Source organism: Corynebacterium sp. HMSC11E11 (assembly GCF_001807025.1).
Lineage (GTDB): Bacteria > Actinomycetota > Actinomycetes > Mycobacteriales > Mycobacteriaceae > Corynebacterium > Corynebacterium freneyi.
Genome location: NZ_KV787158.1, coordinates 1 through 19079, shown reverse-complemented (window position 1 = coordinate 19079; position 19079 = coordinate 1). Strand labels below are relative to the sequence as shown.

Genomic DNA, 19079 nt, shown 5'->3' with positions numbered 1-19079 from the left:
TCCCCGACCATTTCAGGTCATTCCTCGTCGTCGAACGACGCTGCGACGACACCATCGTCATCGCCGCCACGGGGACCGCCGGCCCCACCATCGGCGTCGGCATCATCGAACGACGGCGGCGACAGCAGATGATCCCAGCAATCCTCCAGATCCGACACCGCGCGCAGGGTCTCCACCGACAGCACCGTGGTCGACCGCAGCGCCGCATGCAGCAGCGTCGGGTCGGTGTCGCGGAGCACGACCATCGGTTCGGGCGCAGGCACCTCGATCGCGGGCAGGTCATTGCCCCAGAAGTCCCGTTCCACCAGTTCGAGCACCGCATCGTGGGCCCCCGGCCCGGTCGGTCGGCGCACGGGGCGGGCGGGCCCGCCGTCGGCATCGCGGCCGGTGCGCCGCGCCGACTTCTTCGCCGCAGCGTCGGCGGCCATCGCCGCCAGCCGGTGCTTGGCCTCGTGCCCGCCGACGCCGCGCAGCTCCAACGCGTTCAGCGGCTCGGCGTCGAGGGCCTGCGCCGCGGCGGCCATCACCGCGACGACGTGCTTGCACGCCGGATGCGGGTCGGGGCACGAACATCGCGGCGCCGGCTCTTCGTCGTCGGCCACGAGCAATTCATCGAGCCGCTTGTCCGGCAACTCCCCGCGGGCGAAGGCGTCCGCGGCCCCATCGGTGTCCGCGAGCCACCGCAACACCGCGTCGGCCGCGTCGGCGTCGCGGTACGGCAGTTTGACCACCACGGTAAACGGCGCCGGCTGGCTGCCCTTCACCTCTCCGACGACCTGCCCGTCGACCATCCGGAAGCCGAGCACGTTGCCGTCGCGGTGGTACGCCAGGCCGCGCTCCAGCCGCCCGTCGTCGGTGGCGTCGGCCACGGACTCCCAGAGGCGCCGGGCCACCGGGGTGCGCGGCGCCCGGGAGGCGTCCCGAACCGCACGACGACCCGTCGCCCCCTTCCGCGACGACGTCCCCCGGGCGGCGCGCCGTCCCCTGCCACGGGCGCTACCGTCACCGAAGTTCGCGTAGATGACGTTGTCGCCCCACGTCACATCACCGCCGGCCATCCCGATCCTCCTCCTTCACGTGCCCGGCCCGGGCCGCCCGCTCGGCCTCGCGCGATCGGGCGTCGTCGAGCCTCCACAGGCGATGCAGCTCATCGAGCCCGAGCTCGGTCAGCCACACCTCGCCCGTCGGCATGACCGCCCGCGCCAAATCGACCTTGCCCGCGATGACCTGGTCGATGCGTTCCTCGATCGTGCCCTTGGCCACCAGCTTGTGCACGCGCACATCCCGCCGCTGGCCGATGCGGTAGGCGCGGTCGGTCGCCTGGTCCTCCACCGCCGGATTCCACCAACGGTCGACGTGCACCACATGGTTGGCGGCCGTGAGGTTCAGGCCCGTGCCACCGGCCTTCAGGCTCAGCACCATCACCGGCGCTCCATCCTCGTGGTTGAACTCGTCGACCATCCGCGCCCGCTCCGCCCGCGACACCCCGCCATGCAGGAACGGAATCTCGCGGCCCAGCCGCTCGGACAGCCACGGCTGCAGCATCCGGCCGAACGCCGTGTACTGGGTGAACACCAGGACGCGCTCGTCGGCAAGCACCGCCTGGTCGACGATGCGCTCCAGCTCCGCGACCTTGCCCGACCGGTGCCGGCCGCGGTTGAGCAGCGGCGACCCGTCGGACTGGAAATGCGCCGGATGGTTGCAGATCTGCTTGAGCTTGGTGATGCCCTGCAACACCAGCGCCCGCCGCTTCATCCCCTTCGCCGCCTCGACCTCGCGCTCGAGATCCTCGACCCACCCCTTGTACAGCAGGGCCTGCTCGGCGGTCAGCGGCACGAGAATGACGGACTCGTCCTTCTCCGGCAGGTCGTCGAGGATGCCGGAGTCGGTCTTCATGCGCCGCAGAATGAACGGAGCCGTGATCGCCCGCAGCTCGGCGGCCACCTCGACGTCGCCGTCACGTTCGATGGGGGCGGCGAACCGCGACCGGAACGACCGCGCCGAACCGAGGATGTTGCGGTTGCAGAAATCCATGATCGCCCGCAGCTCGCCGAGGTTGTTCTCCACCGGCGTGCCCGTCAACGCGATCCGCTGCCGCGCGGGCAGCAGCCGAACCGCCTTGGCCGCCGCGGTGTTGGGGTTCTTCACGGCCTGCGCCTCGTCGAGGATGACGTGATCCCACTCCACCGCCGCCCATTCGCCGGGGTCGCGGGCGACGATGCCGTAGGTGGTCACCACCAGATCCGCATTCTCCGCGACGCGCTTGAGCTCCTCCCCGCGCGGCCGATTGCCGCCGTGCAGCACCTCCACCTTCAAGCCCGGCGCGAACTTCCGAGCCTCGTTCGCCCAGTTCGACACCACGGACAGGGGCGCCACCAGCAGCGTCGGCCAGTGCTTGACGACGTCTTCCCCATCCCGCAGACAGCCGGACTCCGCGGAGAGGCGGGTTTCCTTCTCATGCAGCAGCAACGCGAGGATCTGCACCGTCTTGCCCAGACCCATGTCGTCGGCGAGGATCACGCCGAATCCGACATCCGACATCCACGCCAGCCAATCCAGGCCGCGCCGCTGGTATTCGCGCAGCTGTCCGACGAAACCCCTCGGGGTGGGCACCCGCGGACGTTGGAACGCGCCGTCGGCGATGCTCTCGCCCTCCCCGTCGTCCCCGGCTTTCCCGGCCGCATCGGCGACGTGGTCCTCGCCGCCCGCCCCGTACAGCGACCGCGCCCACCCGCGGGCGTCGACGTCGACCGGCACCGGCGCCTGCGACACGGCCCCTTCGGAGAAGTGGAGCTCCTTCAGCGCCGCCGAGCCCTTCCCCGTGGCCTCGCCGGCCTTCGTCTGCTCCTCGAGGAACTTCAGCGCCTTGCGCGTCGCAACGGGATCGGCGGCGACCCAGGTGTCGCGCAGCTTGACCAACCCCGAACCCGATTCGGACAGGCGACGGATGTCATCGTCGGACAACACCTCGTCGCCGAGGGTCAGCCGCCACGTGTAATCCACGATCTGGTCGAAACCGACGCGCGACTCCGTCGCCCCGCGCACCGACCCGACCGGCTGCATCTCCCGCGGATCGACCTCCAGGCGCAGCGTCGGCTCGGCGGCGACCCACGAGCGCGGCAGCATCACCGCGATGCCGACGTCGCGCAGCGCATCGACGCCCCGGGCCACCAACTCCACGACCTGCTCCGGACTCAGCAACAGGTCCAGGCCATCGCCGTCCGACATCGCGTCGCGGAACACCGGAAAGGCGTGCTGGGCCACCTCCAACTGCGGACGCAGCTGGGTGAGCACCGAGCCCCGGCACATCGCCGGGTCAAGCCGCTCGGGGGCATCGACGCCGATGCGGTAATGCATGCGCAACGGCCACCACAGGGGCTCGGCGGCACCGTCGGCCCCCTCCCCCTCGGCGCCGCTTCGCCCCCGGCGCTTGACGATGTCGATGACGCGGCCATGATCCGGATCGTCGAAATCCTCCGGCTCCTCGAGCACCAGCAGCAGCCGGACGTCCTCGCCCGTCGCCGACGCCCGCCACTGCGCCAGATCCGTGGCCACGTCCGGCGTGGCCCGCCGCAACGGCTCCGAATCCAACAGCGCCCGCACGAACGCCTGCCGCCCCTTCGGCGGCTCCGGCAGATCGGACAACAGGGCATTGACCGTCCAGTGGAACAACCGGCCGACCAGATCGTCGAGCATCCCGCCGCCACCGTTGACCATGAGCACCGGCGGAGTGCGCTGGGCCACCTGCGCCCGCCACGACGTCTCCTTCAACCCGTCCGGCAACCTCCACTGCGGCCACCACTGGCCGTCCTCCCACGTCACCGCCACCAACGCACGCCCGGCGCGCGCCCACCGCTCCAACGACTCCTGCACCCGAACGAGGAAACGCAGATCCGCGGCGATGGCGACATCGTCGACGTCGCCGCGCAACGACTCCAGCACCGTCACCGCACGCTCCGGCACGAACGCCCACGTCGGCAACACGTGCCGCACGGTCCTGCCCTTGGGCGTGCGCAGCTCCACCTCGGGTCGCCCCCTGGGCACCGACGACAGCGCGGCCAGCGCCGCAGCCGGCAGCGCCTCCCGGGAGGCGTCGTCAAGCGCCCCCAACACCCGATGCCCCTCGACCCGCTCCAGCCACAGATTCAACCCGGAACCGGGCAGCCACAAACCGTGGAGCAGATGGGTGGTCGAAGACATGCCCCGATCATGCCACCCGCCCCGGATCGCCCCAGCCGCGCGTTCGAACACCGACTCCGAACCCGCTCGGGCACCCGCGCCTCCACCCCGACAGGCCCCGGAACCACCCCGCGCAACAGGGCGATCAGAATCGCCGAACCCACATTGTTACGAATTCGTTATCCCCGCCGCTCACAGGTCACATTAAGGTTCAAAAAAGCGCGCCCGACCGGAAAAACCCAGGTCACCGTTTTGCGCGCCCCGGCGGGAACGTGAAAACGTCGTTTAGTCACTTTTACGCACGTAGACATGATTTCCCACACCTGAAGGAGTGGACCCACTTGGAAACGACGACTTGGTATCTCATAGCCATCGTCATCTACCTGGCCCTGATGCTCTACATCGGCTTCACGGCCTACCGTAAGACCACGGAATACGACGACTACATGCTCGCCGGCCGCGGCCTGCACCCGTTCGTCGCGGCACTGTCCGCCGGCGCGTCCGACATGTCCGGCTGGCTGCTGATGGGCCTGCCCGGCGCGATCTACCTGTCCGGCCTCAACCAGACGTGGATCGCCATCGGCCTGTGCGTCGGCGCGTGGGCCAACTGGAAGCTCACCGCCCCGCGCCTGCGCAGCTACTCCAAGGTGGCCAAGAACTCGATCACCATCCCGTCGTTCCTGGAAAACCGCCTCGAGGACTCGACGAGCATCTTGCGCGTCGCCTCCGGCATCATCATCCTGATCTTCTTCACCTTCTACGTGTCCTCCGGCATGGTCGCCGGCGGCCGCTACTGGGAGTCCACCTTCGGCGGCGACTACATGGTCGGCCTGCTGCTGGTCTCCGGCGTGACCGTGCTCTACACCCTGTTCGGCGGTTTCCTGGCGGTGTCGTACACCGACGCCGTGCAGGGCGTCATCATGTTCCTGTCGCTGATCGCCGTGCCCATCGTCGCCATGTTCGTGCTCACCGGCGAGGGCGAGCCGGTCTCGGACCTGTTCTCCTTCGCCGCCGAGAACCCCTACCCGGGCAGCGACGGCACCCCGGTCGAGGACTTCTTCAACCCGTTCACCGGCGTGCCGCTGATCACCGCGATCGGCCTGTTCGCCTGGGGTCTGGGCTACTTCGGCCAGCCGCACATCATCGTGCGTTTCATGGCGCTGCGTTCCCCGGCCGACGCCGTCGCCGGTCGTCGCTACGGCGTGACCTGGCAGGTGCTGTGCATGCTCGGCACGACGCTGGTCGCGATCGTCTCCACCGTGTTCTTCGCGCGCAACCCCGACGCGTCGATCACGGACACGGAGTCGTACGAGACGATCTTCCTGGACCTGACCCGCGTCATCTTCCACCCGCTGATCGCCGGTTTGATCCTCACCGCGGTGCTGGCGGCGATCATGTCGACCATTTCGTCGCAGCTGCTGGTGTCGTCCTCGGCGTTGATCGAGGACCTGTACCGCGGCGTCGTGAACAAGAATCTGCGGTCCTCGACGTCGATGATGGCGTCGCGCATCGCGGTGGCCGGCGTCGCGGTCGTCGCCGGCATCATCGCGGCGAACCCGAATTCGTCGATCCTGTCGCTGGTCGGTTTCGCGTGGGCCGGTTTCGGTTCGGCGTTCGGCCCGGTCATCGTGGCGTCGCTGTACTGGCGTCGCCTGAACGTGCCGGGTGCCGCGGCGGGCATCATCGTCGGTGCCATCACGTCGTTCGCGTGGGGCATGAGCCCGCTGACGGACACCCTGTACGAGATCGTGCCGGGCGTGTTGGCCTCCGCCATCGCGATGGTCGCGGTGTCCCTGCTGACGAAGGCTCCGGCTCCGCACATCGTCGAGGAGTTCGACCGTGCCGCCGCCGAGGCCGCCAAGCCCGCCGCCCCGGCCGGCACCACGGTCTAAACCCGGTTTCCGCCGGTTGCCGCCCCGTCCCACCCCATCCGGGTGGGGAGGGAAATTGAACGGAACCGTTTGAGGGCGGGTCGCGTCGAATGAGACGTGACCCGCCTTTTTCGCGTTTTCGCGCCCCTTCGCAACCGTGTCGTTTCCCGCGCCCCGACGGCGTGCGGCAGCCCCCTCCCCTTCTTTGCTTTACGACGCCTCGTCGCGGTTTTCATCGCCCTGCCCCTGGGGTGCACCGTGGCCTGCGGCGTCGCGGACGATGGCGCGGGTGGTCGGGACGGGCGGCGTACCGAAGTGGCCGAACTGCTCGCCACCGTCCGCGTCGTCCCCGAGCGGGTGACGGTCCTCGGCTACGACCGGTCGCTTTTCGGCGGTTGGGCGCCGGCCGGCGCAGGCCCGGACGCAGGCACTGGCACAGGCACCGGCACCGGCGACACCCGCGACGCGGTTCTCGCGGAGTGGTTCGGCACCGGCGACGGCAACCGCGCCACGATCATCGCCGACCCCTACACCGGCGACGACCTCACGGCAGAGGGCGCGGACATCGATCACGTCTATCCCCTCGCCGCCGCGTGGGATTTCGGGGCGCACCGGTGGGACGCCCGCACCCGCCGCGCCTTCGCCAACGACGCGGAGCGCAACCTCGTGCCCGTCGCCTCCGGCGTCAACCGGGCGAAGTCGGACCTCACGCCGGCGGAGTGGCTGCCGCCCAACCGCGACCTGCGCTGCGACTATTCGGCCCGCTACCTCCGCGTCGCCGTCGCTTGGCGGCTGGCGGTGTCGATCGCCGACTGGGAGGCTATGGCCGACGCCTGCGGCATCACCGTCCGCTGAGCCGTCCGACCCCGTCGGCTAACATGGCGCCCCGATGGGAAACCCGCCCGACCCGGCGGTTTCCCCATGAACCAGCCCACATCCGCCACCTGAAAGGCACTACGTGAACAACGTCGTCCTCATCGCCCACGTCGTCGCGGCGATCCTGCTGATCGGCCCGGTCACCGTCGCCATCTCGATGTTCCCCCGCCTCGCCCTCGCCGCCCGCGGCGGTGAAGCCGGCACCGTCGGCGCCGCCCGCACCATGCACGCCGTCACCCGCACCTACGGCCTGTTCTCGCTGGCCGTGCCGCTGCTGGGCTTCGGCGTCATGTTCACCGACATCGAGAACTACATCAAGCAGGGCGCCCTGCACGCCTCGATCACCCTCACGATCATCGCGTGGGCGCTGCTGTACTTCGTCATCACCCCGAAGCAGTCGGTCATGCTGGCCGGCCTCGGCGTCGCCGGCGATGACGAGCTGCCCGATGACCCGGACTTCCGCGAGCGCGCCGAGAAGGCCGCCGCGCTGGACTGGGACAAGGCCAAGGGCCAGCTGGCCATGTTCTCCGGCATCTTCAGCGCCCTGTGGCTGATCACCGCCGTGCTGATGTTCTTCATCTAGGTCCGCACGCACCTCGCGCACCACGCGCACTCCGCGCACGACCGGTCGACGGATTTCCGTCGGCCGGTTTTCGCGTTGCCGGGACCGTGCGCCCCGCGTCGGCGCAGGTTGTTTCCCAGTGGGAATAATACGTAGGGTCGCGGACAGGAAGCGGCATTCACCGCCGCCCCTCCCCGCGCACCGCACGGGCACCCGCCCGGCGCGGGGACCGCCCGATCCCGCCCGAGGAGGAACCATGGCCCCCACGCACGCCCGCCATCAGATCGACGACGACGGTCGCGACGACGGCCCGGGCACCCCGGCCGGGCGCGGGACTCAAGGGGCCCAGGAGGCTCAGGAGACTCAGTCCAGCCACGGGGCGGCGGACATGGCCCTGACTCCCCTCGAGGATTTGGTGGATGCCGCGGTGGAGCGGGCGATGGGGTGGCTCGCAGAAGCGGAGAAGGTCACCGGACGCTCCCGCGCCGCGGGCGACTCCTCCCCGGCCGCAGGTGGCGACGGCGAGGCCGATGGCCCGGTCCAGGATGCCTCGGATCATGCGGCGGAGCAGCTGGCCAAGCTCGTCCACGATCCGGCGGGCGTGGACTACACGATGGCGTTCGTCGACCAGGTCGCCCGCCCGGAGGACAACGCCACCGCCGCCCGCCAGCTCGTGCGCCTGACCCGCGGCACGAAGACCCCGTCGTTTTTGTCCCCGCTCGACCGCGCGGCGATGAAGCTCGGCGGCTTGCTCGCCCCGAAGGCCCCGTGGCTGGTCATGCCGATCGCCCGCCGCCGCATGCGGCAATTGGTCGGGCACCTGATCCTCGACTCCGACGGCGAGGCGCTGCACGAGCTGCTCGCCGATGCCCGCGCCCGCGGCCGTCGCCTGAATCTGAACCTGCTCGGCGAGGCCGTCCTCGGCGCGAAGGAGGCCGAACGCCGCCTGCGGGACACGATGGCGCTGCTGCGCGACCCGATGGTCGACTACGTGTCGGTGAAGGCGTCGAGCGTCGTCTCGCAGCTCAATCCGTGGGATTTCGACGGCAGCGTCGACCGGCTCGTCGGCACGCTCCGTCCGCTGTACCGCATCGCCGTCGACGCCCCGGGGCGGGCGTCGCGGCCGGCTGCCCCGTTCATCAACCTGGACATGGAGGAGTACCACGACCTCGATCTGACGCTGGAGGTCTTCGAGCGCATCCTTTCGGAGGACGAGTTCCTGGGCCTGGAGGCGGGCATCGTGCTGCAGGCGTATCTGCCGGATTCGGTGGCGGCGCTGGATCGGCTCATCGACTTCGCCCGCGCCCGCACGGCCCGCGGCGGCGCCCCGGTGAAGGTTCGCCTGGTCAAGGGCGCGAACCTGTCGATGGAGACCGTCACCGCCGACTCGCACGGGTGGGTTCGCGCGCCGTACGCCACGAAGGCGGAAACGGACGCCAACTACCTGCGACTGCTCGATCGCGCGCTGCGTCCCGATGTCGCCGACAGCCTGCGGGTCGGCGTCGCCAGCCACAACCTTTTTTCCATGGCGGCGGCGGTGGAACTGGCCCGGGCGCGCGGCGTCGAGAAGCAGATCGACGCCGAGATGCTGCAGGGCATGGCCCCGGCGCAGCAGAAGGTGATCCAGGACGACGTCGGCCGCCTGATCCTGTACACCCCGGTCGTCGACGCCGACAGCTTCGACGTGGCGGTGAGCTACCTGGTGCGCCGGCTGGAGGAAAACGCCGCCGAGGAGAATTTCCTGCACGCGATGACCTCGGTCGACGAGTCCGAGCGGGCCGGCGGCGATGGTCCGGCGCCGTCGTCGCCCCAGTCGCCGATGTCGGGACAGGAGGCGCGGTTCCGGCAGGCCGTCGCCGAGCGCGACTCCACCCTCGCCGAGCCGCGCCGCACCCAGGACCGCCGCGTCGAGGGCCCGCCGACCACGCGCGACGCGGCCCCGGGCACGGTGACCACTCCCCGCGCGGAGACGGCCCGGACGGCGGCGTCGCCGGCGGATTTCGCCAACGAGCCCGACACCGATCCCGCGTTGCCCGCCAATCGCGAGTGGGCGAAGGCGCTGGTCGATCCGGCGCATGATCCGGGTCCGTCGCGGGCGCCGCTGATCACCGACGTCGCCGACGTCGATGCCGTGGTCCATCGCGCCACGAGCGTCCAGGCGGGGTGGTCCGACCTCGGCGAGCACGGGCGTGCGGCGGTTCTGGAGACCGTCGCGCGGCGTTTCGCTTCACGACGCGGCGGCCTCATCGCCGCGGCGGTGCATGGGCCGGGCAAGACGGTGGCCGAGGCCGACCCGGAGGTCAGCGAGGCGATCGATTTCATCCGGTACTACGCGGCGTCGGCGAGGGCGCTGGCCGATGAACCGGGCGTGGCGCTGACGCCCAATCGGGTGACGGTCGTCGCGCCGCCGTGGAATTTCCCGGTGGCCATTCCCGTCGGCGGCATCGTGGCGGCGCTGGCGGCGGGGTCGGCGGTGATCGTGTCACCGGCGCCGCAGGTGGTGCGGGTGGCGGAGATCGCCGTCGCCGCGCTGCGCGAGGGGCTGCGCGACGCCGGCGCCGACCCCGACTTGATTCAGCTGGCCAACACCGACGAGGCCGCGGCGGGCAAGCACCTGATCACGCATGACGACGTCGACGCCGTCGTGCTCACCGGCGCGTCGGAGACTGCGGCGCTGTTCCGGACGTGGCGGCCCGAGCGGCCGGTGCTGGCGGAGACGAGCGGTAAGAACGCGATCATCGTCACCCCGGCCGCCGACCCGGATCTGGCGGCGGCGGACATCGTGGCGTCGGCGTTCGGCCACGCCGGCCAGAAGTGTTCTGCCGGTTCTCTGGCGATCCTCGTCGGTGCCGCGGGCGAGTCCGAGCGGCTGCTGGAGCAGATCCTCGACGCCACCCGCACCCTCGAGGTCGGCCACGGCCGGGACCTGTCCACGGACATGGGCCCGCTGGTGGAACCGCCCGGCGAGAAACTGCGCCGCGGCCTGACCTCCCTGGAGCCCGGCGAATCGTGGCTGGTGCGCCCGCGCCCGCTCGATGACGATGGCACGATCTGGTCGCCGGGCATCCGCGACAACGTCCGCCCCGGTTCGTGGTTCCACATGACGGAGTGTTTCGGCCCGGTGCTCGGCATCATGCGCGCACCGGATCTGGACACCGCCATCGAGTGGCAGAACGCCGTCGATTTCGGTTTGACCGGCGGAATCCACTCCCTCGATTCCTCCGAGGTGGCCACGTGGCTGTCGAAGGTGGAGGTGGGCAACGCCTACGTCAACCGTCACATCACCGGCGCGATCGTCCGCCGCCAGCCCTTCGGCGGGTGGAAGGGGTCGTCGGTCGGTCCGGGTACGAAGGCGGGCGGCCCCAACTACGTGGCGCAGCTGGGAACGCTTCACGACGTCGCGTCGTCGGCCATTCCGAAGGCCAGCCCCGGCCGCAGGGTCAACGCCGTGTTGCGTGACCTGGCCAATGCCCTGCGCGAGGGTGCCGCCGGGTCCGCCGACACCCGGGAGGAAACCGCCGCCCTCATCGACGGCGCGATCGAGTATCTCCGGGACGCCGCGGCATCGGATGCGTACTGGCGGGGCACCGAGTTCGGCGTCGCCCGCGACGAATCGGGGTTGATCGGCGAGGCCAACGTCTTCCGTTACCGTCCCCTCCCGCAGCCGACCGTGCGCGTGGGTCCGGGTGCGAACCCGGTGCAGTTGGCGCGGACGGCGTTGGCTGCGGCCGCCGCGCGGGAGGCGGTCGGCGCGGGCGTCGATGCCCCGGGCACCCGCCGGGCGGCCGTGCCGGTGGTCACCGTCGCACCGTCGGTGATGGGCGACGCCGAAGCCGGTGCCCGGCCGGGAACGTCGCCGAGTCGCCCCGATTCGCCGTTCGCCGCCACGTTGCGGGTGTTGGCCGCACACGGGTTGATCGAGGTCGTCGTCGAAGATGACGCGGACTTCACCTCGCGGGTGGCGGCGGAGGCGTCGTCGCGGGTGCGGTGTCTGGGCGCCGTGCCCGAGGGTGCGCTGCGGGCCGCGGCCGACAACGGGTCGTGGCTCGATCCGGCGCCGGTGGTGCGCAGCGGCCGCCACGAGATGCTGCACTACCTGCGGGAGCAGTCGATTTCGTGGTCACTGCACCGCTTCGGCCACGTGTCCGAAGGCGTCGAGGAGGGACTGCGCGCGGCGTTGCGCGTCTAACCGGTTCCCCGGTCCCCCGACGGCGGCGCGACGCCCCACGGCGCAGCACATCACATACCCATAACGCTCCGGCGATGATGCGACAACCGTCGCGACATCGCCTTGCCTGCGTCGGTCTCCACGACGATCGTGGGCCCCGCACGTTGATCGGGCGCCCGGAAACCCCGGGCAACCGGTGCCCCGGCGCCCGGTCGACGAGGTCCGCCGCCTTGTCCCCGACGCAATATTCTTCGGCGGATCGGAGAGGACATCTTGGTCAACACGATGAGCAACCCCGACCTCTGCACCAACACCCGTCACACCACCACCGGTCGCCACCGCGTCCGGGCGCTCACCGCTTCGGCTGCGGCGGCGCTGGCCCTGACCGCCGGCGCCATCGCCCCGACGGCCGGCGCGGAACCGGCCGATCCGGCACCGGCCCCGGCGCAGACCCAGATCGAGACCGGCCCCACCGACGACCAGGCCGATCAGGCCCGTCTGGACGCCGCGATCGACGCCGCCCAGCGGGAGGGCCGCGTCTCGGCGGACCAGGACTGGGTCGCCGACGGCTACTTCCCCATCGCCCGTGCCGATGACCGGGCGGTGGCCGCGCAGGTGATCACGGTGGCCGGCGCGACGGGTTCCTCGCCGCAGGCGGTCCTGCTCTACGGCCCGGACGACGGCGCGTACCTGGGCACGGCGGCCGTTCCCGAAGGCTTCGAGGCCGACCCGAGCTTCGGCCCCGACGCCGGCCGGGTCGAGTCCGTCACGGCGACCGACGCCGACTCGATCACGGTTCGCTGGAAGGACCGCGATGGCGTGCTCGACGACGTGACCTACCGGTACGTCGACGGCGAGTTCACGGTCGTGTAGTCGCCTTCTTTGCTTGACGACGTCCCCGGCCCCCACCTGTTTCGGGTGGGGGCCGGTTCGTCGTCAAGCATGGAAAAGCCCCGGTCCCGATGAAGAATCGCGGTGAGGTGGGCACCGGCCGGCGGGGCATCCGGCGACGCGGGAGGCCGGGCGGGAGGCCGGACGGGAGGCCGGGCGTCGCAACAACGGGAATAAGTGAAACTCATCACCAAAATAAACGTGGGCAATGCCGATCCCCGGTGTTAATCTCCCTGTTGTTGCACACCACCCGGGCCTGCATTCCCAGGGTGGCGACCGTGCAGTTCCACCACCGATGAACCACCCGGACGCGTCCCCCACCTCCCGAACGGACACACCACCCACGATGAAGAACAAGAAGCGAGGCGCGGGCCTCCTGCGGGCCTTCAAATACGCGCTGCTGACGCTGGCGACGCTGTCGCTGGTGAAAATCGCCTTCTTCCCCGGCGGCGATGAGCCGCAGCTCGTCGGCGACGGCGACTTCTCCCAGCCGACGGTGATGCTGGAGAAGAACACCATCAACAATGAGGCGAAGCTGGCGGCGACCATCCTGCGCGACGCGCCCACCCCGATCCGGGCGACCGCGTCCGGCGAGATCACCGCGGTGTACGTGTCGTCGGGGCAGGTGGTCGACCAGGGCCGCAGCCTGATCCAGGTGAAGTCGACGACGATGCCGTCCGGTGCTGCGGCGGCGACCGATGACGAAGACGCCGCCGCCGTCGCCCCCGAGGTCAGCTACCGGGACATCCCGGCGCGGGCGGGCGGCACCGTGAGCATGGACGTGGTCATCGGCCAAGTCGTCGAAGTCGGCCAGGAGATCGGGACGATCTCGCCGAACTCGTTCCACGCGATGGCGCAGCCGAAGCCCGGCCAGCTGTACTCCATGGGCGACGCGCTGCGCTCGGGTTCGCTGAGCATCACCGACGGGCCGGGGCCGTTCCTGTGCACCGAGGTGAAGATCGTCACCGTCGGACAGACCTCCTCCGGCGGTGCCGCCGGGATGGCCGCCGAGGACGCGGCGAGCGCCGGCGGGCCCCAGATCCGCTGCGACATCCCCGACGATCAAACCGTCTACGAGGGCATTCCCGCCACGCTGACCATCGGCGGCGCCGTCACCGGAGAGGTCAACACCCTGCCGGTGTCCGCCGTCGAAGGCCGTTTCAACGAAGGCATCGTCTATCTGCCGGCGGAGGATCCGTCGCAGAAGCCGGTGCGCCGCAAGGTGCAGCTCGGGCCGAACGACGGCACCAACATCGAAATCAAGGGCGGCCTCCGCGAGGACGAGGAAGTGCTGATGTTCGTCCCCGCCGTCTCGCGCGACGACGACGGCGACCCGGACGTCATGCCCTACGACGACGCCGATGGCGGCGCCGACGAAGAGGAAGACGCCGATGCCGGCGCCGATTCCGGGGCCGACGACGCCCCGGCCGGGAACTGACGGTGGCCGCGATGATGGAGCTGGCGGGGGTCACCCGCACGGTGGAGCTGCCCAACGGCGAGCTGTTGCCCATCCTCCGGGGCATCGATTTCGCCGTCGCCCCGGGCGATCACGTGAGCATCATCGGCCAGTCCGGCAGCGGCAAGTCGACGTTGCTGAACATCATCGGCATGCTCGATCTGCCCGACGGCGGCACGTACACCTTCGACGGCACCGACGTGTCGACGCTCAACGACGCCTCGCGGGCGGCCCTGCGCGGCGATTCCTTCGGGTTCGTCTTCCAGCAGTTCAACCTCTTCCCGTCGCGTACGGCGCTGGACAACGTCGAGGTTCCGCTGTTGTACGACAAGGGCCCGAAGTTCTGGCGCCGCCGCGAGTTGGCGGCGGAGATGCTCGACCGGGTGGGCCTGGGCGATCGTCTCGACGCGATGCCGGGCCGACTGTCCGGCGGCGAGCAGCAGCGGGTGGCCATCGCCCGGGCGCTGGTGCGGATGCCGAAGGTGATCCTCGCCGATGAGCCGACCGGCGCCCTCGACCTGGACACGGGTGCAGTGGTGATGGACCTGCTCGAGGAGGTCGCCCGGGAAAACGATTCGGCGTTGCTCGTCATCACCCACGACCTGGAGGTCGCCGAGCGGGCGGATCGCATCGTGGAACTGCGCGACGGCACGCTTCACGACGATTCGCTGCTGCGGACTCCCCATCTGCCGGTCGGAGGCGACGATGAATCGTGAACCCGGTTCCCTGGCCCAGTCGCTGACGCCGTACCTCGGCGCGCTGCTGGAGGCGTGGCACGAACTGCGCATCAACCGCAACCGCATCATGTTGTCCCTGGTCAGCGTCGCCGCCGCCGTGTGGGCGATGTCGACCGTCATCGCGTTGAGCAACCTCCTCACCTCCTCCGCCGAGGCGTCCGAGGCCCAGTTCACCGGCATTCCCGGCACCGTGACGGTGACGGTGAACCAGGGGTCCGCCGATGCGGTCGACGGCGCCGACTTCGGCTTCGGAACCGATCCCACGGGGATGATGTTCGGCTCGCCCATGGACGCGGGCTCCTCCGGCGATGAGCCGGACGTCGTCAAGCCTGACGGCACCATCGACGACCCCTTCTCCGACGCCGCCCTGGCCACCGTCGACCGCGTCGGGTCGACCCACTGGTCGCGCGTGCGGACGCAATCGCTCGCCGTGAACATCCCCGCCGCACCCGAGTGCGACCCCATGATCGACCCGACGTGCTTCAGCTCCGGCGACCCGGAAATCCACGGCGTCGACCCCGGCTGGTTCGACATCTACCGCCGCACCATCGTCCACGGCCGCACACTGCAGGACGGCGACGGCGAACGCCTGATGAACCCCACCGTCGTCAACGAAATGCTGTGGGAACAGCTCGGCTCCCCCAACCTCGCCGACCACCCGACGTTCACCGCCCGCGAAACCGGCGGCACGCAATTCACCATCGTCGGCGTGATGAACAACCTCGGATCCTGGGATTCGCCCCTGGCCGTCGTCTCCTACGACACCCTGAGGTACGCCGGGTACGCCGGCCCCATCGGCACCCGCAACCTGCTGGTCACCGCCCCGGTCGACGACACCCAGCAGGCGCGGCGCACCCTGACCAGCATGATGGGCGGCCTGCTCGGCACCGGCTGGGACGTCACCGCCACCACCGCCGACCAGGACGTCGAGCAAACCCAGCAGATGAACTCGATGATCACGAAGGTTCTGGGCATCGTCGGCGGCATCGTCATCGCCCTCGGTGCGCTCGGCCTGCTCACCGTGTCGATCGTCACCGTCGGCCACCGCGTCCGCGAAATCGGCATCCGGCGGGCGATGGGGGCGTCGGCGGCGCGAATCTTCATCTCCGTGTTCCTCGAGTCCGTCGTCGCCACCACCGTCGCCGGCGTGATCGGCGTGGTGCTGTCGATCATCACCGTCAAGCAGATGCCCGTCGAGGACGTGCTCGGATTGCCGATGGAACTCGGTGCCGTGCCGTACCCCCTGACCGCGGCGTTCATGGGCGTGGCCATCGCGTCGCTGGTCGGCGCGCTGGCCGGCGTGATTCCCGCGACAATCGCAGTGCGGGTCAAGCCCATCGACGCGATCCGGTTCTGACGCGCCGCTCCCCCGCTCCCCCTCCCCGTATCCCCAAACCACGGGGTCTAAACCACGGGGTCCAACACTCTTCCCCCAAACCACGGGGTCTAAACCACGGGGTCAGTGCCGACCCCGTGGTTTAAGGCCGTAAAACGACCGCCCCCGTGGTTTGGACCCCGTGGTTTGCGCCTAGTCCCAGCTGCCGCGGCCGCCGCGATCGTCTCGGCCGCCACGGTAACCGCCGCGACCACCACGGTCGTCCCGGCCACCGCGGTATCCGCCGCGACCACCACGGCCACCACGGTCGTCGCGGTCCCAGCCGCCCCGTCCGCCACGGCCACCACGCTCATCGTCGTCTCGGCCACCACGGTAACCGCCGCGACCACCACGGCCGCCCCGATCGTCATCGCCACGCCCGCGGCCACCGCGGTAACCACCGCGCCCGCCACGGTCTCCCCCGCGCCCGCCGCGGAATCCGCCCCGGCCACCTCGGCCGCCTCGACCACCGCGGTCGTCGCGGTCGTCGTAGGCGAAGGACCCGTCGTCGACGTTGGTGCCGTCGTCCGGGGTGAGGTGGATGAGCTGGCCCGAGATTCGGGTGTCCTTCAGGTTGTCGAAGACCTCCTGCGGCATGTTCGCCGGCAGCTCCACCAGGGTGTGGTCGCCGCGGATGTCGATGTGGCCGAAGTCCTTCGACGTCAGGCCACCCTCGTTGGCGATGGCGCCGACGATCGCGCCGGGGCGCACGTGCTGGCGGCGGCCGACGCTGATGCGGAACTTGGTCATGCCCTCGCGGGTGAACTCGGCGCGCTCGGCGCGGCGGGCCGCGTGCTCGCTGCGGCGGTCGCGCTGGCCTCGGCCGCGGCGGTCCTCGTCGAAGCGGCCCCGGCCGTCGCGCTTGCGGCGGGGCGGTTCCTTCATCAGGAAGTCGCCGTTCTGCGACTGCGCGGCCAGGGCGGCGGCGATGTCGACGAGCGGGGTGTCGTGCTCGTCGGCGTAGGCCTGGATGAGCTCGCGGAACACGGGCACCTGGTCGTCGGCGAGCGCTTCGGTGATGGCGTCCATGAACTTCGACTTGCGCGAGTCGTTGACCTCGTCGACGGACGGCAGCTGCATTTCGTGCAGCGACGACTTCGTGGCCCGTTCGATGGCACGCAGCAGGCGGCCCTCGCGGGGGGTGACGAACAGCAGCGCCTCGCCGGAGCGTCCGGCGCGGCCGGTGCGGCCGATGCGGTGGACGTAGGACTCGGTGTCGTGGGGGATGTCGAAGTTGACGACGTGGCTGATGCGGTCGACGTCGAGGCCGCGGGCGGCGACGTCGGTGGCCACGAGGATGTCGAGGCGGCCGGACTTGAGCTGGTCGATGGTGCGTTCGCGCTGGTTCTGCGCGATGTCGCCGTTGATGGCGGCGGCGGTGAAGCCGCGGGCGCGCAGCTTTTCGGCGAGTTCCTCGGTTTCGTGCTTGGTGCGCACGAAGACGATCATCGCCTCGAATTCCTCGACCTCCAGCACGCGGGTCAGCGCGTCGAGTTTGTTGCGGTGGGCGGTCATGAGGAACCGCTGGCGGATGTTGTCCGCGGTGCGGGTCTGCGACTTGACGGTGATTTCCTGCGGCTCGTCCAGGTATTGCTTGGACAGGCGGCGGATCGCGGCCGGCATGGTCGCCGAGAACAGTGCGACCTGCTTGTCGTCCGGGGTGTCGGCGAGGATGCGTTCGACGTCTTCCTGGAAGCCCATGTTGAGCATTTCGTCGGCCTCGTCGAGCACCAGGAAGCGCAGGTCGGAGATGTCCAGCGAGCCCTTTTCCAGGTGGTCGATGACTCGGCCGGGGGTGCCGACGATGATCTGGGCGCCGCGGCGCAGGCCGGACAGCTGGATGCCGTAGGACTGGCCGCCGTAGATCGGCAGGACGGAGATGCCGCCGAGGTGGTCGGCGAAGGATTGGAAGGAGTCGGCGACCTGCAGCGCGAGTTCGCGGGTGGGTGCGAGGACCAGGGCCTGCGGGGCGCGGACGGTTCGGTCGATGCGGGCGAGGACCGGCAGGGCGAAGGCGGCGGTCTTGCCGGTGCCGGTCTGCGCGAGGCCGACGACGTCGCGGCCGGACATCAGGGTCGGGATCGTCGCGGCCTGGATGGGCGACGGGGATTCGAAGCCGACCTTCGCGACGGCGTCGACGACTTCGTCGGGCAGGTCGAGTTCGTCGAAGCCGGGGCCTTCTTCGCCGTCGGCGTCGTCGTCATGCTTGTTTTGCTTTGCGACGTCCGCCTTGTCGCCCTTCGGCGTCTCCACGTCGTCGGCGGTGTTCTCGACGGCCGTGTTCTCGGCGGCGTTGTCGGTGGCCTGGTCTTCGGAGGCCTGCTGCTCGCCCTGCTCGTCGGCCGGGTTCTCGGCGACGTTCTCTTCGGCCGTGTTCTCGACGGCGTTCTCTGCGGTGTTCTCTTCCGCGGCGCTCTGCTCCGCGGTGTCGCCGTTCAGTTCCGCTCCCTGCTCATCGCGGATCACGTCGGTCTTTTCGGCGCCCGTGTTGTCGTTATTTCCCATTGTCGTACCCATCTCATCGCCCGTCGGGGCGTCTTCCCGGCCCTGAGGGGCCTCGTGTGCGGCCCGTCCGGCCGTCTCGTCCGCGGTCTCGTTCGCCGCGTGCTCTGCAGTCAAATTGTCTTCGTGGGCCGTGTCGGCCCGCCCATCGTCAGTGTCCGCGGTGGCGCTCATATCCCTGCTGACCTGCGCACCATCGTCCGTCGACGCGTTGAGGACGTCGTCGAGGGTGAGGGGTGCGCTGTCGTGCGAGCTATCCGTGGATACCGATTCGTCGTTGTTCTCCGGCGTATTCGCGTCGCCGGCACCGTCATCGGTTGTGCTCATTGCCCGAGCCACGTTACCCGTTCTACATGCCAAAACGCGATTAACTCGACCCAACGGTGGCGGAGGTCACTTCGACGGCGACCATGGTCGGCGCTCACGCGGTGGCCGGGGGCTGCACATCTGACGAGTGTGCAC

11 protein-coding genes are annotated in these 19079 nt (G+C 70.1%); 8 read left to right on the top strand and 3 right to left on the bottom strand.

Annotated features, from left to right (window positions below; all coding sequences use genetic code 11):
• Positions 1-17: 17 nt before the first annotated feature.
• Together HMPREF3121_RS09440 and HMPREF3121_RS09435 are read right to left on the bottom strand one after the other, a co-directional pair.
• On the bottom strand, positions 18-1058 hold the full coding sequence (locus HMPREF3121_RS09440) for a hypothetical protein (protein ID WP_070522722.1): 1041 nt from the start codon (positions 1056-1058) through the stop codon (positions 18-20).
• The gene (locus HMPREF3121_RS09435) at positions 1045-4200 is read right to left on the bottom strand and encodes a DEAD/DEAH box helicase (RefSeq protein ID WP_070522719.1); all 3156 of its coding nucleotides are present in this window, start codon (positions 4198-4200) and stop codon (positions 1045-1047) included. Before HMPREF3121_RS09435 ends, HMPREF3121_RS09440 begins: the two co-directional genes overlap by 14 nt.
• A gap of 320 nt (positions 4201-4520) precedes the next feature.
• Here HMPREF3121_RS09435 and putP point away from each other — a divergent pair, with 320 nt between their 5' ends.
• From putP to HMPREF3121_RS09395, 8 genes are all read left to right on the top strand, one after another.
• Positions 4521-6071 carry a sodium/proline symporter PutP gene (gene putP / locus HMPREF3121_RS09430; protein WP_070522716.1) on the top strand — a complete coding sequence of 517 codons (1551 nt, stop codon included), beginning with the start codon at positions 4521-4523 and terminating at the stop codon, positions 6069-6071.
• A 294-nt stretch (positions 6072-6365) separates the two neighbouring features.
• The gene (locus HMPREF3121_RS09425; protein ID WP_210387269.1) at positions 6366-6905 is read left to right on the top strand and encodes an HNH endonuclease family protein; all 540 of its coding nucleotides are present in this window, start codon (positions 6366-6368) and stop codon (positions 6903-6905) included.
• Between the two features lie 103 nt (positions 6906-7008).
• Positions 7009-7509 (top strand): DUF2269 domain-containing protein, encoded by a 501-nt coding sequence (locus HMPREF3121_RS09420; RefSeq protein WP_070522713.1) that lies wholly within the window; start codon positions 7009-7011, stop codon positions 7507-7509.
• 235 nt (positions 7510-7744) lie between these two features.
• Positions 7745-11677, top strand: a complete 3933-nt coding sequence (locus HMPREF3121_RS09415; protein WP_070522710.1) for a proline dehydrogenase family protein — start codon at positions 7745-7747, stop codon at positions 11675-11677.
• Between the two features lie 264 nt (positions 11678-11941).
• The gene (locus HMPREF3121_RS09410; RefSeq protein WP_141743056.1) at positions 11942-12529 is read left to right on the top strand and encodes a hypothetical protein; all 588 of its coding nucleotides are present in this window, start codon (positions 11942-11944) and stop codon (positions 12527-12529) included.
• 364 nt (positions 12530-12893) lie between these two features.
• Positions 12894-13985 (top strand): efflux RND transporter periplasmic adaptor subunit, encoded by a 1092-nt coding sequence (locus HMPREF3121_RS09405; RefSeq protein WP_070522706.1) that lies wholly within the window; start codon positions 12894-12896, stop codon positions 13983-13985.
• Between the two features lie 11 nt (positions 13986-13996).
• Positions 13997-14719 (top strand): ABC transporter ATP-binding protein, encoded by a 723-nt coding sequence (locus HMPREF3121_RS09400; RefSeq protein WP_070522865.1) that lies wholly within the window; start codon positions 13997-13999, stop codon positions 14717-14719.
• The gene (locus tag HMPREF3121_RS09395; protein WP_070522703.1) at positions 14709-16097 is read left to right on the top strand and encodes an ABC transporter permease; all 1389 of its coding nucleotides are present in this window, start codon (positions 14709-14711) and stop codon (positions 16095-16097) included. The genes HMPREF3121_RS09400 and HMPREF3121_RS09395 overlap by 11 nt, the downstream gene beginning before the upstream one ends.
• A 171-nt stretch (positions 16098-16268) precedes the next feature.
• Here HMPREF3121_RS09395 and HMPREF3121_RS09390 read toward each other — a convergent pair whose 3' ends face one another.
• Positions 16269-18620: a DEAD/DEAH box helicase gene (locus tag HMPREF3121_RS09390; protein WP_083291594.1), complete on the bottom strand. Its 2352-nt coding sequence runs from the start codon at positions 18618-18620 to the stop codon at positions 16269-16271.
• Between the last annotated feature and the right edge of the window lie 459 nt (positions 18621-19079).